General features: G+C 76.4%; 18 protein-coding genes. 7 read left to right on the forward strand and 11 right to left on the reverse strand.

The window, feature by feature from the left end:
• Positions 1–76: 76 nt before the first annotated feature.
• Positions 77–1,081, forward strand: a complete 1,005-nt coding sequence (locus tag SJY06_RS08970) for a sugar phosphate isomerase/epimerase family protein (protein ID WP_380166716.1) — start codon at positions 77–79, stop codon at positions 1,079–1,081.
• 78 nt (positions 1,082–1,159) lie between these two features.
• Here SJY06_RS08970 and SJY06_RS08975 read toward each other — a convergent pair whose 3' ends face one another.
• From SJY06_RS08975 to SJY06_RS08990, 4 genes are all read right to left on the reverse strand, one after another.
• Positions 1,160–1,534: a methyl-accepting chemotaxis protein gene (locus tag SJY06_RS08975; protein ID WP_380166718.1), complete on the reverse strand. Its 375-nt coding sequence runs from the start codon at positions 1,532–1,534 to the stop codon at positions 1,160–1,162.
• Positions 1,432–2,718 carry a GAF domain-containing protein gene (locus SJY06_RS08980; protein ID WP_380166720.1) on the reverse strand — a complete coding sequence of 429 codons (1,287 nt, stop codon included), beginning with the start codon at positions 2,716–2,718 and terminating at the stop codon, positions 1,432–1,434. Before SJY06_RS08980 ends, SJY06_RS08975 begins: the two co-directional genes overlap by 103 nt.
• A gap of 102 nt (positions 2,719–2,820) precedes the next feature.
• The gene (locus SJY06_RS08985; protein ID WP_380166722.1) at positions 2,821–4,680 is read right to left on the reverse strand and encodes a DEAD/DEAH box helicase; all 1,860 of its coding nucleotides are present in this window, start codon (positions 4,678–4,680) and stop codon (positions 2,821–2,823) included.
• Complete coding sequence (locus tag SJY06_RS08990) at positions 4,677–6,353, reverse strand: class I adenylate-forming enzyme family protein (RefSeq protein ID WP_380166724.1); 1,677 nt, start codon at positions 6,351–6,353, stop codon at positions 4,677–4,679. The genes SJY06_RS08985 and SJY06_RS08990 overlap by 4 nt, the downstream gene beginning before the upstream one ends.
• Before the next feature lie 113 nt (positions 6,354–6,466).
• On the opposite strand from SJY06_RS08990, the gene SJY06_RS08995 reads away from it, so the two are divergent.
• Positions 6,467–7,921, forward strand: coding sequence for a putative bifunctional diguanylate cyclase/phosphodiesterase (locus SJY06_RS08995; protein ID WP_380166726.1), 1,455 nt, complete (start codon positions 6,467–6,469; stop codon positions 7,919–7,921).
• A gap of 78 nt (positions 7,922–7,999) precedes the next feature.
• On the opposite strand, the gene SJY06_RS09000 is transcribed toward SJY06_RS08995, so the two are convergent.
• The 3 genes from SJY06_RS09000 to SJY06_RS09010 form a co-directional block, all read right to left on the reverse strand.
• Complete coding sequence (locus tag SJY06_RS09000; RefSeq protein WP_380166728.1) at positions 8,000–9,232, reverse strand: EAL domain-containing protein; 1,233 nt, start codon at positions 9,230–9,232, stop codon at positions 8,000–8,002.
• 246 nt (positions 9,233–9,478) lie between these two features.
• Positions 9,479–10,198 carry a fasciclin domain-containing protein gene (locus tag SJY06_RS09005; protein ID WP_380166730.1) on the reverse strand — a complete coding sequence of 240 codons (720 nt, stop codon included), beginning with the start codon at positions 10,196–10,198 and terminating at the stop codon, positions 9,479–9,481.
• 143 nt (positions 10,199–10,341) lie between these two features.
• Positions 10,342–11,925: a molybdopterin-dependent oxidoreductase gene (locus SJY06_RS09010; protein ID WP_380166732.1), complete on the reverse strand. Its 1,584-nt coding sequence runs from the start codon at positions 11,923–11,925 to the stop codon at positions 10,342–10,344.
• Positions 11,926–11,993: 68 nt separating this feature from the next.
• Here SJY06_RS09010 and SJY06_RS09015 point away from each other — a divergent pair, with 68 nt between their 5' ends.
• The 4 genes from SJY06_RS09015 to SJY06_RS09030 all read left to right on the forward strand — a co-directional run bounded on the left by SJY06_RS09015 (position 11,994) and on the right by SJY06_RS09030 (position 17,905).
• Entirely contained in the window at positions 11,994–12,971 is a 978-nt protein-coding gene (locus SJY06_RS09015; RefSeq protein ID WP_380166734.1) for an NAD(P)-dependent oxidoreductase, read from the forward strand.
• Position 12,972: 1 nt separating this feature from the next.
• Positions 12,973–15,936, forward strand: a complete 2,964-nt coding sequence (locus tag SJY06_RS09020; protein ID WP_380166736.1) for an EAL domain-containing protein — start codon at positions 12,973–12,975, stop codon at positions 15,934–15,936.
• A 180-nt stretch (positions 15,937–16,116) separates the two neighbouring features.
• On the forward strand, positions 16,117–16,893 hold the full coding sequence (gene sigK, locus SJY06_RS09025) for an ECF RNA polymerase sigma factor SigK (protein WP_380166738.1): 777 nt from the start codon (positions 16,117–16,119) through the stop codon (positions 16,891–16,893).
• A gap of 94 nt (positions 16,894–16,987) precedes the next feature.
• Entirely contained in the window at positions 16,988–17,905 is a 918-nt protein-coding gene (locus tag SJY06_RS09030) for an anti-sigma factor domain-containing protein (RefSeq protein WP_380166740.1), read from the forward strand.
• On the opposite strand, the gene SJY06_RS09035 is transcribed toward SJY06_RS09030, so the two are convergent.
• Both SJY06_RS09035 and SJY06_RS09040 read right to left on the reverse strand, forming a co-directional pair.
• Complete coding sequence (locus SJY06_RS09035) at positions 17,858–19,165, reverse strand: hypothetical protein (protein WP_380166742.1); 1,308 nt, start codon at positions 19,163–19,165, stop codon at positions 17,858–17,860. The genes SJY06_RS09030 and SJY06_RS09035 overlap by 48 nt on opposite strands.
• Positions 19,162–19,485: a hypothetical protein gene (locus SJY06_RS09040; RefSeq protein WP_380166744.1), complete on the reverse strand. Its 324-nt coding sequence runs from the start codon at positions 19,483–19,485 to the stop codon at positions 19,162–19,164. The genes SJY06_RS09035 and SJY06_RS09040 overlap by 4 nt, the downstream gene beginning before the upstream one ends.
• A gap of 178 nt (positions 19,486–19,663) precedes the next feature.
• Here SJY06_RS09040 and SJY06_RS09045 point away from each other — a divergent pair, with 178 nt between their 5' ends.
• Positions 19,664–20,866, forward strand: coding sequence for an ROK family protein (locus tag SJY06_RS09045; protein WP_380166746.1), 1,203 nt, complete (start codon positions 19,664–19,666; stop codon positions 20,864–20,866).
• Positions 20,867–20,890: 24 nt separating this feature from the next.
• On the opposite strand, the gene SJY06_RS09050 is transcribed toward SJY06_RS09045, so the two are convergent.
• A complete protein-coding gene (locus SJY06_RS09050) occupies positions 20,891–22,054 on the reverse strand; it encodes an EAL domain-containing protein (RefSeq protein WP_380166748.1) in 1,164 nt (387 codons plus the stop codon).
• Between the two features lie 7 nt (positions 22,055–22,061).
• Positions 22,062–22,265, reverse strand: a complete 204-nt coding sequence (locus SJY06_RS09055) for a DUF1059 domain-containing protein (protein WP_380166750.1) — start codon at positions 22,263–22,265, stop codon at positions 22,062–22,064.
• Positions 22,266–22,339 lie beyond the last annotated feature (74 nt).

The following is a 22,339-nucleotide window of genomic DNA, read 5'->3' on the forward strand; positions in this document are numbered from 1 at the left end:
GGACCCCCTCGTGCCCGCGCGGCACGACGGACGCACCACCCCGTACCGCAACCGGACCGATCGAGGAGCCTTCCGCATGACACGTCCAGTCACCCTGTTCACCGGCCAGTGGGCCGACCTGCCGCTGGAGGAGGTGGCCCGGCTCGCCGGCGAGTGGGGCTACGACGGCCTCGAGCTGGCCTGCTGGGGCGACCACCTCGACCCCGCGCGCTGGGACGACGACGACTACGTCCAGGGCAAGCTGGACCTGCTCGCGAAGCACGGCCTCAAGGTGTGGGCCATCTCCAACCACCTCAAGGGCCAGGCCGTCTGCGACGACCCGATCGACCAGCGCCACCGCGACATGCTGCCGGACTCGATCTGGGGCGACGGCGACGCCGAGGGCGTCCGGCAGCGCGCCGCGGAGGAGATGAAGAACACCGCCCGCCTGGCGGCCAAGCTCGGCGTGAAGACGGTGATCGGGTTCACCGGCTCGAGCATCTGGAAGTACGTGGCGATGTTCCCGCCGGTCAGCCAGGAGCTCATCGACGCCGGGTACCAGGACTTCGCCGACCGCTGGAACCCGATCCTCGACGTGTTCGACGAGGTCGGCGTCCGCTTCGCCCACGAGGTCCACCCCAGCGAGATCGCCTACGACTACTGGACCACCCACGCGGCGCTGGAGGCCATCGGGCACCGCGAGGCGTTCGGCCTGAACTGGGACCCCAGCCACTTCGTCTGGCAGGACCTGGACCCCGTCGCGTTCATCTGGGACTTCAAGGACCGGATCTACCACGTGGACTGCAAGGACACCCGCAAGCGGATGGGCAACGGCCGCAACGGCCGGCTCGGCAGCCACCTGCCGTGGGCGGACGGGCGCCGGGGCTGGGACTTCGTGTCCACCGGCCACGGCGACGTGCCCTGGGAGGACTCGTTCCGCATGCTCAACCAGATCGGCTACGACGGCCCGATCAGCGTCGAGTGGGAGGACGCCGGCATGGACCGCCTGGTCGGGGCCGAGGAGGCACTGGCCTTCGTGCGCCGGCTGGCGTTCGACGCCCCCGACGCCGCGTTCGACTCCGCCTTCGCCAACAAGGGCTGAGGCCCGGTCCCACCCGGGGCCGGTCGCCGGAGGGGGCTGCGGTGGACGCACGGCGTCCACCGCAGCCTCGCCGGTCGGTCAGTCCCGTCGCTCGAAGGCCTGGGCCATCTGCGCCTGCTCGGACAGGATGTCGCCGATGCGACGCTGGACGTCCTCGAGCTGACCGATGGTGGCACTGGTCGCGTGGATCCCCTCGCCGACACCCTCGCTGCTGGCCTGCAGGGCCGCGACCTGCTGGGCCACGCGTCCGGTCGCCGATGCGGTCTCGCGAGCGAGCTCCTTGACCTCCCCGGCGACGACGCCGAACCCCCGGCCGAGGTCACCCACGCGGGCGGCCTCGATGGTGGCGTTCAGGGCGAGCAGGTTCGTCTGGCCGGCGATGCGAGAGATGATCTTGATGACGTCGTCGATGGCGGCCGAGGCCTCGGCCAGGCCGTCGAGGTCGGCCTGCATCGCGGCGGCGCGGGTGACCGCCTCCTGGGCGACCCGGCCGGCGTCGTCGGAGGCCTCGCGCAGCGCGGCCACGGTCTGCAGCAGGGTGGTCGCCTTCTCCTGGTCCTCGGCCGCCCGCGCCAGCACGGCCAGCCGCTGCGACACCAGCTGCTGGACGTTGCGAGCGCCGCGGCCCGGGACTCCGACAGCTCGATCGTCTCGGTGACGAAGAAGTCCATCGTCCCCAGCATCCGCTGCCCGTCCAGGATGGGGAAGCAGACGCCCGACTTGACGCCGGCCCGCTGCGCGGCCGGGGCGCGGACGCAGTCGGTCACCTGGGCGAGGTCCGGCACGAAGACCAGGTCACGGGCCCGCCAGGCCCGGCCGGAGAGCCCGACTCCCTCCGCGAACGACGCGCTGAGCGTGACGGCCCGGAACTCCTCGCCGGCCGAACCGGACTCGACCGAGAACCGGAGCAGCTGCTCCTGCTCGTCGAGCGCCCAGAAGGAGCCGTAGCTCCAGCCGAAGGACTCGCGGACGGCGTCGAGGGCGACGCGGATGGCGGCGTCGACGGTCCCGGCCCCGGAGATGCGGGACACGACGGAGGTGACCGCGACCCGGTCCTCGAGGCTGTGACGCAGCTCGACCGCGGCTACCGCCTGCCTGCGGGCGAGGCTGGCGATGCGGGCGATGGCGGTCCACTTGTCGTCGTCGAAGCGGGGCATGGTCGCGGTACCGAAGAACTCCATGACGGCCTGCACGGCGCCGTCGGTGCCGAAGATGGGCACGATGGCCGCCGCCCGGGCGCCCGCCTGGTGGGCGGCTCGCCAGCGCAGGCAGTCCGCGGTGGGCGTCGCCTGGTCGCCCTCGTCACGTTCGACGACGGCGCACCGGCCGGTGACGGCGCGCGACAGCATGCTGGACGGGAAGGCCTTCGGCTCCAGCGCCACGTCGCCGCCGGGCAGCCGGCCGACCAGCTCGCCGGTCTCGTACAGCAGACGGAAGGTGCCGTCCGCGTGGCGCACCCACCGGGAGCCGTAGGTCAGGCCGAGCACGGACACGAGGGTGTCGGTCATCACGACCCGCGCCTCGTGCTCGTCCGCCACCCCCCGGTCGAACGCGATGAGCACCTGCTCGAGCGCCTCGACGTCTCGTGGCGGGGTGAAGACACGGGTGGCGGGCTGGTGGCTGCGGCGCAGCGGCATGACGGCTCCTCGGGTGGGACGGCCCTGGCCCGATCGGCCGGTGCGGGGCGAACCTGAGCCCGCCCCGCCACCACCACCAGCCCTCGGGGGTCGTCCGACGCCTCAGTAGCGGGGCGGTGCCTTGCGCGCCGGTCGGGGCCGGGACCGCTCGGGCCGTTCGGAGGCCTCGTCCGGCCCCCCGGCGAAGCCCCGGTCCCGCCGCACCTGCACCTTGCGGCCCTTGACCCGGGTCTGCTGCAGGGCGTGGATGACGTCGGTGGCGGCCTCGTCGGGCACGTCCACCAGCGAGAACCGCTCGGTGATGACGATCGGGCCGATGTCCTTGCCGCTGAGCTGGGACTCGTTGGCGATCGCGCCCACCAGGTCCTGCGGGCGCATGCCGGCCACGCGGCCGGAGCTGACGAACAGCCGGGTCCGGCCGGGACCCGGACCGGCGTCGCGCGCCCCGCCCTCGCGGGGCGGGCCGGAACGGCCACCGCCGGGGCCACCGCCGGGACCGGACCGCCCGCCGTCGCGGCCGCCGCCCGACCCGGGCCGCACCAGCGGGATGTCCTGCTCGTCCACCTGACCCGTCCGGGCCTGGTGGGCCAGGGCGATGGCGGCCAGCAGGACGGTCTCCCGGTCGGTGCCAGCCGGTGCCTCGGCCAGCACCAGGCCCTCGACGGCGGCGAAGTCGGCCAGGTCGTCGCGACCCATCGCCTCGCGCAGCGCCTCCACCGTGCTCTCCAACCGGATGGCCCGCAGGTCGGCCACGCTGGGCAGCGGCTCGATCGCGATCGCCCGGCCGGTCACGCGCTCCACCGACTGCAGCAGGCGCTGCTCGCGCGGGCCGGCCAGCGTGATGGCGACGCCCTCGCGCCCGCCCCGGCCGACCCGGCCGATCCGGTGCACGTAGGACTCCGCCGCCGAGGGCACGTCGTAGTTGACGACGTGGGTCAGGTGGTCGATGTCCAGGCCGCGGGCGGCCACGTCGGTGGCCACCAGCAGCTCGGCCGTCTGCGAGCGCAGCCGGTTCATCACCCGGTCGCGCTGGTCCTGCGTCATGCCGCCGTGCAGGGCCTCGGCCCGGTAGCCCCGGCCGGTCAGCGTCTCGGTCAGGGTCTCGACCTCCGCGCGGGTGCGGCAGAACACGATGGTCGCCACCGGCTGCTCCACGTCGAGCACGCGGCCGAGGGCGGCGGTCTTGTGCGCCCGGTCGACCAGGTAGGCCACCTGCCGCACCTGCGGCGCCTCGCCCGCGGCCTGCTTCGCCCGGGCGATGGTGATCCGGACCGGGTCGACGAGGTGCCGGCGCGTGATCGCGTTGAGCCGGCTCGGCATCGTGGCCGAGAACAGCACGGTCTGCCGGTCCTTGCCGCAGGCGTCGAGGATGGTCTCCAGCTCCTCCGCGAAGCCCATGTCGAGCATCTCGTCGGCCTCGTCGAGCACGACGACCTCGACCCCGGCCAGGCGCAGGCTGCGACGCTGGATCAGGTCCACGGCGCGGCCCGGGGTGGCCACCACGACGTCGACGCCGCGCTCGAGCTCGCGGACCTGGCGGATGACGGGCTGGCCGCCGTAGACCGGCAGGGTGCGCACGCCCAGCTGCTTGCCGTACTTGTGCATCGCCTCCGAGACCTGCATGCACAGCTCACGGGTCGGGACCAGGACCAGCCCGGCCGGGGCCCCCTGCCGGCCGGCCGAGCCTCCGCCCGCCCGGATCCGCTGCAGCAGGGGCAGGGCGAAGGCCGCCGTCTTGCCCGTGCCGGTGGCCGCCTGCCCGAGCAGGTCGGTGCCGGTCAGCAGGTGCGGGATCGCCTCCTGCTGGATGGGCGTGGGCTCCTCGTAGCCGAGGGCGTCGAGGGCGTCGAGCAGCTCGTCGCGCAGGCCGAGCTCGGCGAAGCCCGTCACCTCGGCGGGGCCCGAGGGGGACCCGGTGGAGTCGTCGGTGGTGCCGGTGGAGCCGTCAGGGGAGGTCGTCACCGCCCCAGTGTCCCGCGCTCCGGGCCCTGCGTGGGACCGGCGAGCCGGGAGCGCAGCTCGAGCTGGTTCGTCTTGCCCGTGCCGCCGCGGGGCAGGGCGTCCACCCGGTGCACCAGGCTCGGCACCGCCGCGACCCCCAGCCGCTCCCGCACCCAGGCCCTGACCTGCGCGTCGGTGGGCGCTTCGGCGTCCGGTCGCAGCACCAGGAACACCGCCACCGTCTCGCCGCTGCGCGGGTCGGGCGCCGCGACGCAGGCGGACTCCGCCACCGCGGGGTGCTCGCCCAGGACCCGCTCGACCTCGGCGGAGTACACCTTGGTCCCGGCCCGGTTGACCAGGTCCTTGACCCGGTCGAGCAGCCGCAGCACCGGCCCCTCCGACCCGCCCGGCTCCAGGACCCCGACGTCGCCGGTGCGCAGGGACCCCGCCTGCACGGCGGCCGCGGTGGCCACCGGGTCGCCGGCGTAGCCGGTGGTGACCAGAGAGGAGCGCAGCCACACCTCGCCGGGCTCGCCGTCGGGCAGCAGCGGCCCCGCGCCCGGCCCGTCGACCGTGGCCCGCACCTCGACCTCCACGACCTCCAGGGGGCGCCCGGCCGCGCCGGCGTGGGTCCACATCTGGCGTCCCCGCAGCACCGTGGCGGGGGAGTGGGTCTCGGACAGGCCGTAGACGTTGAGCAGCTCGGCGTCGGGCAGCCGTCGGGCCAGACCGTCGCGCAACCGGTCCGGGAACGGCGAGCCGCCGGCCCCGGCCAGCCGCAGCCGGGGCAGGGCGTCGGCGTCCAGGCCCGGTTCGCGCAGGGCCAGCAGCCACCACGAGGGCACGGCGTAGGCCCACGCCACGTCGTGGCGCGCCAGCTGCTCGACCCAGGTGCGGGGGCTGCCGGTCGGCAGCATGACCAGCCGCGCCCCGGACAGCAGCGCCGGGACCACGTGGGCGTGCACCGCGCTGATGTAGCCCAGGTGGAAAAGCACGGCCGTCGACTCGCCCGGCTGCAGCCGCAGCAACCGGTCGTAGGCGACACCGGAGTGCACGCTGGCGGCGTGCACCACCTGGCTGGCCTTGGGCCGCCCGGTCGAGCCGGACGTGTAGACCACCTGGTAGGCGGTGGTGCCCGGGGCCGGGGCCCGGTCCGCCGTCCACGTCCGCCACGCCCCGGCCGGGACCCCGCCGCGCGCCGTCGGCAGTACGGACACGCGCACGCCCGGCTGCCCCTCGGCCGCCGCTCGCGCCTGCTCACCGTGGTCGGCGTCGTGCAGCAGCAGCCGGCAGCGCGAGTGCTCCAGCTGGTAGCGCCACTGCGGCGTGGCCAGCCGGGCGGACAGCCCGACCGCCACCGCACCGCTCGCGGCGCAGGCCAGCAGCGCCACCAGGTGCGCGCCGCTGTTGTGCGCGGCCAGCGCCACGCCGTCACCGGGCCGCAGCCCCTCGGCGAGCCAGGCCCGCGCGGTGGTGGCGACCTGGTCGGCCAGCTCGAGGGCGGTCCACGTCTCACCGGTCGTGGCGTCCTCGCAGACCACGGCGTGCGGGTGCCGGGCCACGGCCAGGTCGACCACGTCCAGCAGGTCGTGCGGCCGGGCCCCGCCGTAACCGAGGACGTCACCGCCGAGCCAGGCCCGACGTACCACGGGGACCTGGTCGCGGTCGTAGGACAGGTGCTCGCGGCCGGTCACCGCGCGATCCTCCCAGCCGTGCCCCGGTCCCGCCCGGCGCCGGGGCGCGTGCCGGTCGGGGGTTGAGGGGTCCGCGAGGTCAAGTCGCCGCGCCGGGTGCCGACAACAGGCGGGTGGACCGGTCGGCGTCCCGCACCGGGACCGGTGCGGTCGAGCAGGCCCAGGACCTCGCGCGTGCCGCGATGGACCTGGGCGGGCTGGTCGTGCAACCGCGCTCGCCCGGCCGCCGGGCCGACGGCGACGAGCTCACCGGGCTGCCCGGGCGGACGACGCTGGAACGGCTCCTGGCCGACGCCCTGCTGCGCGCCCGCCCGGACAAGCACGGCGTCGGCCTGGTGGTGTGCGGCGTCGACCGGCTGAGCACCATCAACTACCGCCTCGGTCGGGACGGTGGCGACGACGTGCTGCGGCAGACCGCGCTGCGGCTGACCCGTGCGGTCGGGCCCCGCGGGGTCCTGCACCGCCTCGGCGGGGACGAGTTCGCGGTGCTGGTGCCCGAGCTGCGCCACCCCGGTGACCTGCGGGCCGTGGCCGCGGCCATGCTGCGCGAGGCGCGCCGACCGCTGAGGGTCCTCACCGCGCCGCCGGCCCCCGGTCGAAGCGGCGCCGCCCTGGGCGGTGGCGGCCCCGTGGACCCGCTGAGCGAGGAGACGGTCACGGCCACGCTGAGCATCGGCGTCGCCTCGGTGGGCTGGGACGGCGCCACCCGGGACCTGGTGCGCGAGGCCGACCTGGCCCTGCACCGGGCCAAGGACCACGGCCGGGACCGGTTGGTGGTGTTCGACGAGAGCATCCGCGCCGAGGCCGACGCAGCGCTGGAGTCCGAGCGGCGGCTGCGCCGGGCGCTGGCCGAGGAGCAGCTGCGGCTGTACCTGCAACCGATCGTCGACCTCGGCACGGGGGAGTGCGTGGGCAGCGAGGCGCTGGTCCGCCTCGTGGACGGCCGGGGGAGCGTCCGGCTGCCGGTGAGCTTCATCGACATCGCTGAGGACCGCGGCCTGGTGTCCGAGATCGACCGCTGGGCCATCGCCCGCGCCACCGACCTGCTGGCCCGCGACGCTGCTCCGGCCGTCGCGGTCAACCTGTCGGCGCGCAGCTTCGACCGCATCGACGTGGCCGGCCGCGTGGCCGCGGCGCTGGAGGAGCGGGCCGTCGACCCCGCCCGGCTGCACCTGGAGGTCACCGAGAGCAGCCTGGCGCTGTCCGAGTCCGCGGCCGTGGCCACGCTGCGCTCGCTGCGGGAGTACGGCTGCCACGTGTCCATCGACGACTTCGGCACGGGGTACTCCTCGCTGGCCTACCTGTCGACGTACCCCGCGGACTCCCTCAAGATCGACCGGGCGTTCGTCGCCGGCCTGGGCCGGACCACCCGCGAGGACGCCGTCGTGCAGGCCGTCATCACCCTGGCCCACGCCCACGGCATGACGGTGGTCGCCGAGGGCGTGGAGCGGCAGGAGCAGGCCCGGATGCTGCTGCAGATGGGCTGCGACCAGGCCCAGGGCTGGTACTTCGGCCGGCCGCAGGACCCGGACGGGGCCACGGCCGCCGTCGCTCCGCCGCGTCGCTGAGCCCCCCGCCGCCCAGGCTGCTCCCCCGACCGACCGACCGGCCGGACCGGGGCCCGGGCCCCTGCGGGGGCGGGCGGGTCAGCCCGTCGGGGCCAGCTGCTCCGGGCGGCCCAGGTGGTAGCCCTGGCCGACGGGCACGCCGAGCCGGCGCAGCACCAGGACCTGGGCCCGGTCCTCCACGCCCTCGGCGACCAGGGTCGCCCCGGTGCGGCGGGCGAACCAGGTCAGCGCCTGCACCATGGCCTGTCGGGCGTGGTCGACCGCCACGTCGCTGACCATGGCCCGGTCGAGCTTGATGACGTCCGGCGCGATCTCGACGATCCGCTGCAGGCCGGCGTACCCGGCCCCGGCGTCGTCCACGGCCAGCCGGCCGCCGCGCTCGCGCAGCACGGCCACCCGGGCGCGCAGCAGGTCGTAGTCGGGCACCCCGGTCTGCTCCGTGAGCTCCAGCACCAGCCGGGACAGGTCCACCCCGGCCAGGGCGTCGGCCAGCTCCTCGGAGCAGAGGGCCGCGGCCGACACGTTGACCGCCAGGTACACGTCCGTCGGCAGCCGGTCCAGGTGGGCCACCGCCCGGCGCACGGCGGAGACCTCCAGCTGCACGCCCAGCCCGACCACGGCCGCCCGGGCGAACCACGTCTCCGCCGAGCCGTCGTCGAAGCGGCTGAGCGCCTCGTAGCCCAGCACGTGGAGGGTCTCCAGGTTCCGCACGGGCTGGAAGACCAGCCGCGGGCCGCCCGCCGCGAGCAGCGCCTGCACCTGCTGGCGGGCGGGGTCCTGCACCGACGACGGCTGCCGGTCCTGCTCCAGGTACCGGCCCAGCAGGCGGGCGAGCAGGCGCATCACGCCGACGTCCCGGTCGCGGATGCCGGGGGCCGGCACGTGCGTGAACCCGCACAGCGTGCCGAACACCGTCCCGTCGCTGAACCGGATCGGCACGCTCAGGTGGGTGCCCACCGGCAGCTCGGTCGTGACGGGCAGGTCGGCCACCTCGGGCGCGGTGCGGGCGTCCGGCACCAGGGCCGGCAGCCGGCCGTCGGCGACCCGGGCGCAGTACGTGTCCTCGCTGGGCTCGCACAGGCCCACCGGGAGGACGTCGGAGCCGGGCGGCGCCTCGACCGCGCGCACCCGCCGGGTGCCGTCGCTGATCTCGCCGACGAACGTGACGTCGAAGCCCAGCCGGTCCCGGAGCCCGGCCAGGATCACGTGCAGGCAGTCCTCCAGGTCGTCGCGGCGGCCCGAGGCCAGCTCCTCGGCCACCAGCAGGACGTCGGGCAGCTGCACCGGCGTCGCCGTCCCCCCACCCGTCACGCGCTGTCCCCTCGCTGTCATGTCCCCGGTGACCGGACGTGTGCGAGTAAAGCCGTTGGGTGGCTGCTCCGCAGCCGAATCCCTCAACTCGGGACGAACGCAGAGGACCCGCCGCACCGAGTGGGTGCGACGGGTCCTGCCGCGCAGATGTCCGCCGGCTCTCTGCGGGGAGCCTGCCCCATGTCCGTGGGGCCCGGTCGGGGCCGCGGCATCCCTCCGCCGCCCCGACCGGAGTCAGTGTCCGACTCAGCTGGTCGGCATCAGGACGCCGTCGATCAGGTAGACCGTGGCGTTGGCGGTGGTGACGCCGCCGCAGATGACGTTGGCGCCGTTGACGGTCAGGGCGTCCGGCTCGCCGGCGATCTCGACGGTGCCGCCCTGGACCGTGGTCTGGGTGGTGCCGGCGAGGTCGGCGGGCGCGATCTGCCCGGGGACCACGTGGTAGGTCAGGATCGAGCTGAGCAGCTCGGCGTCGGTGGACAGCGTCTCGAGGGTGGCCTCGTCGACGTCCGCGGCGAACGCGTCGTCCACCGGGGCGAAGACGGTGAACTCGTCACCGTTCAGCGTGTCGACCAGGTCGACGTCGGGGTTGACGCCACCGGAGACCGCAGCGGTCAGGGTGGTGAGGATCGGGTTGTTGCTGGCGGCGACCGCGACCGGGTCGTCGCTCATGCCCTCGACGGAGCCCTCGCCGTCCGGGGCGATCTCGGTGGCGAAGGTCTCGCAACCGGGGCCGACCGGGCCGGCCATGGCGGCGTCGTCGGTCATGGACTCGGAGTCCATGGGCTCCTCGGAGGCCATGTCCTCCTCCGTCATCTCCTCCATGGGCTCGGAGGTGGCGGTGTCGGCGGCGCCGGCGGCGGCGTCGGTGGCCGCGTCGGTGGCGTCGTCGGTGCCTCCGCCGCAGGCGGCGAGGACGAGTGCCGCGGTGATGGCGACGGGGGCGAGGCGAAGGTGGCGCTTCATGGTGATCTCCTTCGGTTCCTGTCCCGGGATCTCCGGGGCTGTGGTTCGTGGGGTGGTGCTCGGTGGTGCGGTCCGTGTCTGCTCTCGCAGCTGCATGTGGTTCGGACCCGGGGCGGGGGTGGATGGGTCCGGGTGGGTCCCGCCTATGTGACGGTCACCACAACCGAGTGCCAGCCGGACGAGCCGTCGGGCGCGATCTCCGCCCGCTCGTCGGTCTGCACCTCGCCCTCGGCGTCGGTGGCCCGCACGCGCAGGGTGTGCTGGCCGGGCTCGGCGTCCCACTCGAAGCGCCACTGCCGCCACGTCGTGGGTCCGGGCACCTCGCCGAGCTCGGCGGGCTGCCAGTCGCCGTCGTCCACGCGCACCTCGACGGTGTCGATCCCGACACCCGGGTGCCAGGCGGTGCCGGCGACCACGACCGGGCCCGCGTCGAGCTGGGCGAACGACGCCGGGAGCTCGATGCGGGACGCGATCTTGACGGGGGCCTCGGCCGCGTAGCCGCGCGGGGTCCAGTAGGCCTCGTCCTCGGCGAAGGTGGTGACCTTGAGGTCGGTCACCCACTTGGTGGCCGACACGTAGCCGTACAGGCCCGGCACGACCATCCGCACCGGGAAGCCGTGCTCGAAGGGCAGCGGCTCGCCGTTCATGGCGAAGGCCAGCAGGGGGTCGTCGGTGTCGACGAGCGCCTCCAGCGGCGTGGACGCGGTCCAGCCGTCCACCGAGGTGGACAGCACCATGTCCGCGCGCGGGTCGACGCCGGCCTCGGCCAGCACGTCGGCCAGTCGGATGCCCCGCCAGACGGCGTTGCCGGCCAGCTCGCCGCCCACGGGGTTGGACACGCAGACCAGCGTGATCTCGCGGTCGACGACCTCGAACCGGGTCGTCAGCGCGGCCCAGTCCAGCTCCAGCGGCCGGTCGACCAGGCCGTGCACCCGCACGACCCAGTCCTCGGCCGACTCCTGGGGGACGGTGAGGGCGGTGTCGACCCGGTAGAAGTCGGCGTTCGGCGTGCGGAACGGGGCCCCTTCGACCAGCTCGGCGCCCGTGGGCACGTCGTCCAGGCTGTTGCTCGCGGGCGGCAGGGCCAGCCCGTCCCGTGACGCGGTCGCGTCCCGCAGCGTCCGGCCCAGCACCTGCCCGGCGGCGACCAGCCCGGCCGAGGCGGCCGCGCCGGCCCCGACCAGACCGAGGAACAGCCGCCGGGACGCCGGCGGACGCGCGCCGGTGCCGTCGGCCGCGGTCGTGCCGTCGGCGTCGTCGGCCCGGACGGGCGCGCCGCGCCGCCTCCCGGCGGCCAGGCGCACCAGCAGCACGAAGGCCGTGGCCCCGACGGCGGTGCCGACGAGCAGGGGCAGCAGGTCGGTGACCGTGGTGGCGGGCGCGGCGAGGACCGCCGCCCCGGCCGCCAGCACGAGGCCGACCGGCGCGACGAGCCCCAGCGCCAGGCGGCGCGTGGCCAGGACCCCCGAGCCGGCGGCCACCAGGGCCAGCACGACCCCGATCCCGACGAACAGGACGAGCTTGTCGTAGCTGCCGAACGTCTCGATGGCGAACGACGTCAGGACGGGGGGCGAGAGCCGGACGACGGTGTCGCCGACGGCCAGGAACGGGTCGGAGCCGCGGCCGACCACGGCCGCGGCCGCCGTGGCGGTCCCGAGCAGCAGCGCGGCGGCCACGAGGCCGGCGAGGGCACCGCGGGTGCGGGTGTGGTGGCTGGTGGTGGTCACCTCCTGGGTCCGACGCGAGCGCCCCTCGCGGATTGGTCGCCGGCCCGAGCCCCTGCCACCCTGCCCGCATGGCGGACCTGCACGTGCTCGTGACCCGCCCCGACGTCCCGGCCGCCGACGACGTGCGTCGGGCCGCGGCCGACCTGGGGGCGCGGCTGACCTGGCTGCCGACCGCGCCGGGGCGCGCCGAGCCCGACCCGCAGGCGCTGCGCGAGGCGCTGGCCGACGCCGACGCCGTCCTGGCCCAGGGGGTGGACCCGCTGGACGCCACCGCCCTCGCGGGTGCCTCCCGGTTGAAGGTCTGCGCCCTGGCCGCGGTCGGCGTCGACCAGGTAGACCTGGCCGCCGCGCGTCGCCGCGGCGTGCGCGTGACCAACACGCCGGGCGTGCTGGCGGCCACCACGGCCGACACCGCGTTCGCGCTGGTGCTGATGGCCCGGCGGCGCCTGGTCGAGGCCACCGACGCCATGCGGGCGGGGCGCTGGACCGGGTTCTCGCCCGAGGGGTTCCTGGGCCACGACGTCGCGGGGGCGAGTCTGGGAGTGGTCGGCTACGGCGAGATCGGCCGGCAGGTGGCGCGCCGGGGCCGCGGCTTCGGCATGACCGTCCGGCACCTGCAGCGGGACTCCGCGCCGGCCGACGACGTGTCGGCGCCGGTCGGCTGGGAGGAGCTGCTGCGCGGCAGCGACGTGCTGGTGCTCGCCGTCCCGCTGGACGCGCGCACCCGCGGCATGGTCGACGCCCGCGCCCTGGCGCAGATGCGGCCCTCGGCGACGCTGGTGAACATCGGCCGCGGGGCCCTGGTGGTCGAGGCGGACCTGCTGGCCGCCCTGCGCGAGGGCCGGCTGCACTCGGCCGGGCTGGACGTCTTCGACGGCGAGCCGCGGCCCGACCCCGACGACCCCGTCATGTCCACCCCGGGCCTGGTCGTGCTGCCGCACGTCGGTTCGGCCAGCCACGCGACCCGCGCCGCCATGACCCGGCTGGCCGTGCGCAACCTGGTCGCGGTGCTGCGGGACGAGCCGCCGCCCACCCCGGTGGCCTGAGGTGGGCACCTCACCGCAGGAGGGCTCCCCGGCCGGGCCGGACCCGGTCGCGGCGGCCGCCCGCGCCGTCGACCGGGCGGCCCCGGCCGACCTGCTGCGCCGGCTGTGCCAGCAGGCCTGGACCCTGGTCGGGGGCGACCGCGCCATCGTCGCGCTGCCGGTCGGTCACGAGTTCGTCGTGGCCGCCGCCGACGCGGACCTGCCGATCGACCGCGGTGCCCGCGGCCCGGGCTCCCGGGTGCCGATCGCGGGGACGGTCGCCGGTCAGGTGCTGGGCAGCGGGACGGCCGTGCTGGTGCGGGACACCGGCACCCACCCGCTCGGGACGATGCCCGTCAACCGGGCCGAGGCCATCCGGGCCTCCCTCGCGGTGCCGCTGCCGGACGCGACGGGCCGGGTGGTGGCCGTGCTGTCGGTGTTCAGCCGCCGCGCCGGCGCCCTGGACGAGGCCGGGCTGGCGCGCCTGGGCGACCTGGTCCGGCGGGTCGCCGTCGGCGGCGAGCGGTTCCAGCTCGCCCTGGCCGACGCGGCGGTGAGGACCAGCGCGGCCGGCGAGCAGCTGTACCGGGCCCTGCTGGAGTCCCTGGGCGAGGGCGTCGTGGTGCACGGTCGACGCGGCGAGGTGCTGCTGCACAACGACGTCGCCTGCCGGGTGCTCGGGCTCGACCCGGCCGAGCTGACGGGACGGGATGTCGCCGACACCCGCTGGCGGTTCCTGCAGCCGGACGGCACCCCGCTGGACCCCCAGGACTACCCGGCGGCCCGGGCCCTGGCCACGGGGCGGGCCGAGCGGGACCGGGTCCTGCTGCTGCGGCGCCCGGACGAGCAGGAACGCGTCGTGTCGGTGACCAGCCTGCCGCGCCTGGACGACAGCGGCCGGGCCTACTCCGCCGTGGTGTCCTTCGCCGACGTCACGGCGCAGCACCGGCTGGCCGAGCAGGCCAGCGAGCAGGCCCGGCGGCTGTCGGCCGCCATGCAGCTGGCGGACCTGGCCACCTGGGAGACGACGCTCGGCACCGAGGAGTGGGTGTTCGCCGACTCGCTGCACCACGTGTTCGGGCTGGGCGAGGGCACCCAACTGGACCAGGACGTGCTCCGGCGCTGCTTCGGGGAGGCCGGCTGGCGACGGCTGCACCAGGTGTGGGCCGAGGTGCTGGCCGACCGGCAACCGCGCCAGGTCACGGTGGAGGTCGACCTGCCCGACGGCAGCGACCGCCGGACGGTCGTGGTGTGGCTGGACCTGACCTGCGACGACGAGGGCGTCCCGGTCAGGCAGTGGGGCGTGGTGCAGGACGTCAGCGAGCGGGTGGCGGCGCTGCGCACGCTGGAGGACAACGAGGAGGTCTTCCGGCTGACGTTCGAGCGGGCCCCGATCGGGATGCTCATGCTCGACCTGGCCCGGCCCGGCGACGTGCTGCGGGCCAACGCCGCGTTCCGCCGGATGGTGGGACGTCCCGCCACCGGCGACGACGGGGGCCCGCTGCGGCTGCAGCAGTGGTCAGGGCCACGGGACCTGGCCCACTGCCTGGACCTGCTGCGGGCGTTCCGGGCCGGCGAGGCCGAGCAGGAGTCGTTCGAGGCGACGTACCGCCGGGCCGACGGGACGGGCTTCGAGGCGCTGGTGACGATGGCCGTCGCCCGGGACGGCGACGGCCGGCCGCGCCACGTCGTCGCGCACGTGATGGACGTCAGCGAGCGCGTCGCGCACGGCCGGGAGCTGCAGCGCCTGGCGCTGACCGACGGCCTGACCGGTCTGGCCAACCGGCGCCTGGTCGAGGACCGGCTGGCCCAGGTGCTCGCGGCCCGGCCGGCGCGCGAGCACCTGGTGGGCCTCGTGCTGCTGGACCTCGACCACTTCAAGGTGGTCAACGACAGCCTGGGTCACGCCACCGGTGACGCGCTGCTGGTGCAGGTGGCCGCCCGGCTGCGTGACGCGGTGCCGCCGGGCACGACCGTGGCCCGGCTGGGCGGGGACGAGTTCGTCGTCGTGGTCGACGACGCCCGCTCGGTGGCCGACCTGCACCTGGTGGGGGAGCGGCTGCTGGCGGGGCTGCGGGCGCCGTTCACCACCGGGCACGGCCAGGTCGTGGCCACGGCCAGCCTGGGCCTGGCCGTGGCCGACGGTGACGGCGGGTCCGCCGCCGACCTGCTGCGCGAGGCCGACCTGGCCCTGTACCGGGCCAAGGCCACCGGCCGGGACCGGGTGGTGCGCTTCGACGTCGGGCTGCGGACCCGGGCGGACGCGCGGCTGGCGACCGAGGCGATGCTGCGCTCGGCCCTGGCTGCGGACCGGCTGCGGCTGCGCCTGCAACCCGTCGTCGACCTGGCCGACGGCGCCGTCACGGGCGCCGAGGCCCTGGTCCGGCTGCAGGACCCCGACCGCGGCCTGGTCCCGCCGGGGGAGTTCGTCGGGGTGGCCGAGGAGTGCGGCCTGGTCACGGAGGTCGACGCCTGGGTCCTGGAGCAGGCGGTCGCCCTCATGGCGGCCCGCCCCGGTCTGCACCTGGCCGTCAACGCCTCCGCCCGCACCCTGCAGGGCGGCACCCTGCCGGCGCGGGTGGCCGGGCTGCTGGACCGGCACGGCGTGGCGGCCGGCCGGCTGCACGTGGAGATCACCGAGACCAGCCTCCTCGGGGAGGGGCCGGGGGTCGCCGACGACATCCAGCGGCTGCGGGCGGCGGGCTGCCGCGTGGGTCTGGACGACTTCGGCACCGGCTACTCGGCCCTGTCGCACCTGCAGTCCCTCGAGCTGGACTTCCTCAAGATCGACCGGTCGTTCATCCGCCGGCTCGGTGAGGGGGCCCGGCACGACGCCGTCGTCGAGGCCGTGGTCGACCTGGCGCACGCCCACGAGCTGCAGGTGGTGGCGGAGGGCGTCGAGACGCAGCAGCAGCGGGAGCTGCTGCGGCGGATGGGCTGCGACCGCGGCCAGGGCTGGCTCTTCGGTCGGCCCGCGCCGCCGTGAGCCGCGGCCCGCAGCGCGCCCCCCACACCTCCGCCGGGGGCAGGAAGGAGGTGCGGGGAGCGCACAGGGGGTCCGTCGTCCGGGTGACGCCGGATTGGCCGTGCGCGATGATCGCCCCCGTGAGGACCAGAGGACGAGGCCCGGGGGGACCCCAATCCGCCCCGGCGACGGTGACGAACCATGGCTGAACCCCCGGCGGACGACCGTGCCGGCGGTTCCGGCCGGACCGGCCGCGGCCACCCCGGCCGCCCGGGCGAGGAGGACGGAGGCGCCGTGCAGGCAGTGCCACGCAGCGGTGCCGGCGTCGCCGCTCCCGTCGACCCCCGGGCCGGACGGGTCGTCGACCCCGAGGAGCAGGCCCAGCTACGCGCGCTCGTGCAGCGCGTGGCCATGGCGGACGAGGCGGCCTACGAGGAGCTCTACGACCGGCTGTCCGCGACGGTCTACGGCGTCTGCCGACGGGTCCTGCGCGACCCGTCGGAGTCCGAGGAGGTCGCGCAGGAGGTCCTGCTCGAGATCTGGCGCACCGCGACCCGCTACGACCCGGACCGCGCCGGGGTGCGCTCCTGGGCGGTCATGATCGCCCACTCCCGGGCCGTGGACCGGGTCCGCTCCAGCCAGCGCCGCCGGGCCCGTGAGGAGGCGACGGCGCTGCCGGAGCCGCCGGCGGTCGACGAGGTCTCCGAGGCCGCCGTCTCGGCCTTCGAGGTCCGTCGGGTGCGTCGGGCGATGGCGGAGCTCAGCGACCTGCAGCGGGAGTCGGTGCGGCTCGCGTTCTACGGCGGTCACACGCACCGGGAGGTCTCGGCCCTGCTCGGCGTACCGCTGGGCACGGTCAAGACCCGGATCCGGGACGGGTTGACCCGGCTGCGGGCGCAGCTGGGCCCGGAGCTCGACCTGGACGGCCTCGACCCACCGCCCGGTGCGCCGGCGGCCGGACGGGCCGGGTCGACATGAGCAGCACCGGCACGACAGGCAGCACCGGCACCACAGCACCGACAGGAACGGTCCACCACGACGAAGCCGGGGGCGGCAGGACGGAGACGAGCACATGAGACCCGATGCCCACACCCTGGTGGCGGCTTACGCCGCCGACGCGCTGGAGCCCGCCGAGCGGGCCGACGTGCGGGAGCACCTCGAGCAGTGCGAGGTCTGCCGCGACGACCTGCGCGGGTTCCGCGAGACGCTGGCCGTGCTGGCGGCCGCCTCCGGCGAGGCCCCGCCCGCGCGGATGCGGGACGCCGTCCTGGCCCGGGCCCGGTTGACGCCCCAGCTGCCGCCGCTGCCCCAGGGGGACCCCGTGGCCGAGCCCGCACCGCAGGGCGACGCGGTCCGGGCCACCGCGACGACCCAGCCCAGCGCCACGACCCAGCCCGGCGCCACGACCCAGCCCGGCGCGACGACCCAGCCCACCGCGACGACCCAGCGGGCCGGGTCGACCCCGCCGGCGCATTCGACCGGGCCGACCGGGCCGCCGGCAGCCGTGCCCGCGCCGCGCTCGCGCAGCCGTACCTTGTTCGCGCTCGCCGCGAGCGCGCTCACGGTGGTGGCCCTGGGGGCCGGGGCGTGGGGCGTCACGTCGGCCGACCGGCTGGCCGACGTCCGCGCCCAGCAGGCCGCGGTCCAGCGGGTCCTGGCCGCCGGTGACGTGACCACGCTCAGCGGCACGCCGCAGCTGACCGAGGGCGTGCAGGGCGACGACGTCACGGTGCTGGCCAGCCAGTCCGCCGACGCGGCGCTGCTGCTGCCCGCCGGGCTGCCCGACGCCCCCGAGGGCTCGACCTGGCAGGCGTGGACCGTGACCGGTGGCACCGCGGTGTCCGCCGGGGTGTTCGACGTCGCCGACGGCGAGGCCGTGGCCCTGGAAGGTGGCGTGGCCGGCGTCGAGGCGGTCGCGGTCAGCCTGGAGCCGACGGGCGGGTCAGAGGCCCCGACCACCGACCCCGTCCTGGTCGTCCCGCTGGTCTGAGCGGGGCGACCGGGCCGCCGGTCCGGGGGCGGACGCCGCGCCCGGTGCCGGCGCCGCCACCGGACCCCGGCGGACGGCGGCGGTCGGGGTCCGCAGGGCCGTCACCGGCAGCGTGATGACCGCGACACCGGCGAACCCGTCGGCCGGGTCGAGCAGGGGCACGCCGTGCGCGGTCTGCCACGGCTCGGCGACGTCGTGGACGGTCACGTCGACGGCACCCACGGTGGAGGCGACGATCGTCGTCGTCCGGTCGCCGGTGTGCTCGGCGGCCCGGGCGTCCAGGAGCATGGCCGTGCCCAGCGACACCCCCTCCGACGCCGGGTCCAGCGGGAGGTCGCGGGTCGCCGCCCGTCCGCCGGTCCGCGAGCCGGCCCGGACGGCGTCGCCCGCCGACCCCGCACCCGGCAGGGCGCCCGCCGCGGCCCCCAGCACCGGCTCCACCGAGCCGCCGGCCCCGACGGCCAGGGCGGTGCGCTGGACCAGCTCCACCCCGCCCAGCGCCGCCGCGAGAGGGGCTGCGACCGGGGCCAGCGGCGGGACGGCGGCGGCCGCGGTCGCCGCCGTTCCCGCCACACCCGTCAGGTCGGCCTGGACGGCGAGCACCGGGGCGGCCAGGCGCACCCCGTAGGTGACGTCGTCGAGGACGGCCTCCCGCCGGGCGCCGCCGAGCGAGCCGAGCGGACCGGCCGGCAGGGCGGCGCCGTCCAGGTCCACGGCGTGGCTGCGCGACACCGACACCCAGCGCAGGTGCAGCTGGTCCGCACGGGCCTGCACCCGGGCCAGGTCGGAGTCCAGCAGCTGCTGCTGGGCGGCGCGCCGGCTGTCCAGGCCCGACATGGGGTCCAGCACGAGCTCGCGCGGCGTGACGTCGAGCTCCGCGCGACGACGTCGCAGCTCCTGCGCCTCGCGGTCCAGGGCGTCCGCCTCCGCCTGCAGGTCCGCCAGCGCCGCCGCCCACCGGTCCAGCGCGTCCGCGGCCCGGTCCAGGCTGCGGCGCAGCGCCAGGGCGCCGGTCACGACCCGGCCGACGTGCTCGGCGGTGGCGTGGGCGACCTGGTCGCGCCAGGCGGCGGGGGCCCAGCCCGCCGCCGTGACCGCCCCGGTGTCGCACGCCTCGGCCGCGTCCCGCAGCACGGCGCACAGCCCCCTGACCGCGGCCACGTCACCCGGGCAGGGGTCGCGGTCCAGGGCGACGACCGGCCGGGCGGCGCTGACCTGCACCGGGCGGTCGGCGCCGACGGCGCCCGCCCCGCCGGTCACCGGGCCGCCCGGGCGGGACCGCGCACGCAGACCAGCCCGCTGACCCGCCCCTCGCAGGACTCGTACGTCGACGCGGCCTGCTCGACCAGCAGGCCCAGGCCGACGGCGTCGTCGGCCAGCACCGCGGCCCGGCCCTGCCACTGCCGGGCCAGGTCGGACAGGGCGTCGAGGACCGCGTCCGCCCCGACCGCCAGCCCCGCGAGACCCGTGAGGCCGTGCAGGCTGCCCGCCCCCGCCTCCAGGGCGTCGGCGGTCCGGCGCAGCCGCCCGCACAGCTCCTCCAGCTCGGCGGTGTCCACCGCCAGCACGCCCTCCGTCACCCCGACCCCCTCACCGCTCCCGCCCACCACGGTAGGCGGGTCCGGCCCCACCCGTCCGGCGTCGTCCACAGGGCCCCCCCGCCGCACTACGATTCGTCCGGGTGCTCCTACCAACTACACGAGGGGGAAGACGACGATGTCATCCCGAGTCACCGCGGCGCCGGCGGACCAGCTCACCGTGCGACGCTCCAACCTCAGTCTCGTCCTGAGCCACCTGCGCGACGCCGGCCCCCGGTCCCGGGCCCGGATCGCCTCCGACACCGGGCTCAACAAGGCCACGGTGTCCAGCCTGGTGGCCGAGCTCATCGAGCGCGGCCTGGTGGGCGAGGGCGAGGTGCAGCGCGTGGGCAGCGTGGGCCGGCCCGGGCAGACGGTCGAGCTGGCGCCCGCCGGGGTGGTCGGGGTGGGGGTCGAGGTCAACGCGGACTTCGTCGACGTCACGGCCCTGGACCTGACCCACGACACGGTGCTGTCCCGGCGGACGCCCGCCGACATGCGCGCCCTGGGGGAGGCCGGGTCCATCGCCCTGGTGGTCCGCTGCCTCGACGACGCCCTGACCGCGCTGGAGGCCACCGGGTGCACCGTGGTCGGGGTCACCGTGGCCGTGCCCGCCCTGGTGGACTCCTCGCGGGGGCGGGTGGCGCTGGCCCCCAACCTGGGCTGGAGCGGGACGGCGCTGGCCGACCAGCTCGACCTGGCCCTGGTGGCGCACGGTGTGCACGTGGCGGTCGACAACGACGCCAACCTGGGCGCCATCGCCGAGCACGCCGTGGGGGTGGGCCGCGACGTCGACGACCTGGTCTACCTGGCCGGCGAGGTGGGGGTGGGCTGCGGCGTCATCGTCGGCGGCCAGCTGGTCCGGGGCGCCAGCGGGTTCACGGGCGAGATCGGGCACGCCCCGCTCAACCACCGCCTCGAGGTCTGCGGCTGCGGCCGGGTCGGCTGCTGGGAGACCCAGGTGGGCCTGGAGGTGCTGCTCACCGGCTGCGCGACGGGTCCCGACGACCCGGTGCTGGACTCCGACGCCGACATCGACGCCCGGCTGGCGGAGATCCTGCGCCGGGCCGCGGACGGGGACCAGGCCACGCTGGACACCCTGGAGCGGGTGGGCATCGCGCTGGGGCTGGGCGCCAGCGTCCTGGTCAACATCGTCAACCCGCGGGCCCTCGTGCTGGGCGGGTACTTCGCGGTGCTGGCGCACCACCTGCGTCCCTACGTGGTGCACACCCTGCTGGAGCGCGTCGTGGCCCCGGACGCCGGCGGCGCCGAGGTCCGCACCTCCGAGCTCGGCTTCACGGCGGCGAGCCGGGGTGGCGCCGTGGTGGCGCTGCAGGGCGTGTTCGCCGACCCGACGCGGGTGCCCGCGCTCGCCGGGGCCTGAGCCGGCCGCCGGCCGGCCCTGTGGTCAGCGGTCGGTGAGCACCCGTCTCACCAGGTGGTCCACGGGCACGACCCCGACCACCCAGCCCTGCGGGTCGGTGACGACCACGGGGTCGTAGCGCACGTGGGCCTCGCGCCCCATGGCCCGGTGCAGCACCTCGACCACGGTCTCGCTCGGCCGGGCCCGCAGCGACACGGGGCGGGTGCGCGGGCCGGGGCGTCCGTCCTCCCCGGGGCCCGCCTGCACCAGGGCCAGCGGGCGGCCCGAGGCGTCGACCCGCACGTGGGGCAGGGGCGAGGCGTCGGTGCCGTCGTCGGGCACGGCGGGCCAGGCCTGCATCAGCGAGGCCACGGCGTCACGCAGCAGGACGCGGCTGCGCTGGGAGCGCAGCTCGGTCAGGACGGTGTCGGTGGGCCCGACCGGGTCGGGGCCCGGTCGACCGGTGAACCAGCCCTGCACCAGCGGGACCCCGAGGGTCACGACGGCCGCGTACTCGTCGGCGGTCTCCACGCCCTCGGCCAGCAGCCAGGCGTCCATCCCGGCCGCCCAGACGCCCAGCACCTCCACCAGGGACAGCTTGACCGGGTCGGCGTGGCAGCCTTCGATCAGCTCCCGGTCCACCTTGACCAGCTGGGGGCGCAGGTGGGCGATGAGGGACAGCCCGGCGTAGCCGGAGCCCGCGTCGTCCACGGCCACCAGCCCGCCTGCGGCGCGCACGCCGGCGCAGACCGACGACACGGCGCCGACGTCGTCGACCGCCTCGGTCTCGGTCACCTCGACGATGACGCGGGACAGGTCGGGTCGGCCGGCCAGCGCGGCGCGGACGGGGTCGCTGGTGATGGCCGCGGGGGAGACGTTCATGGTGAGGAACGTGTCCGGGGGCAGCCGGTCGACCGCGGCCAGCGCGTGACGCAGGGCGCAGGCCTCGAGCTCGCTGCCGAGCTCGCTGCCCTGCGCGGCGGCGAACCACTCCTGCGGGCCCCACCGGCTGCGCGAGCCGTCCTCGTCGTGGAACCGGGACAGCGCCTCCCAGCCTGCGGCGGCGCCGGTCGCGGTGTCGACGATGGGCTGGAACCAGGTGCGCAGCCGCTCCGGACGGGCCAGCACGGCCGCCACGTCCCGGGGGCCGGGGCCGGTGACGTCCCCGGCGGCGGCCGCGTGACCGCCACCGGGTGTCGTCACCGTCATCGGGGGCTCAGACCCCGACGGGACGGATGTTGCTGAGCACGGCGTCGACGACACCCTGGGGCACCTCGACGAGACCGTGGTCCGCAGCGGCGTGCGCCGCGACCTGGGCCAGGATGTCGGCGTCGTCGGAGCCCGTGAACGAGCGGGAGCAGCCGGGGACGACGTCGCCGCAGGCGAAGCCCTTGAGGGACCGGGTGGGGATGGCTGTCATCTTGGCCTCCAGGCGCGTGGGCGCCGCTCGGCCCCCGTCGGGCGTCGTCGTCGCCCGTCTGTCATCGGCGTCGG

Origin of the sequence: Jannaschia sp. R86511 (genome assembly GCF_042466345.1) — a bacterium.
Lineage (GTDB): Bacteria > Actinomycetota > Actinomycetes > Actinomycetales > JBBAYJ01 > Aquipuribacter.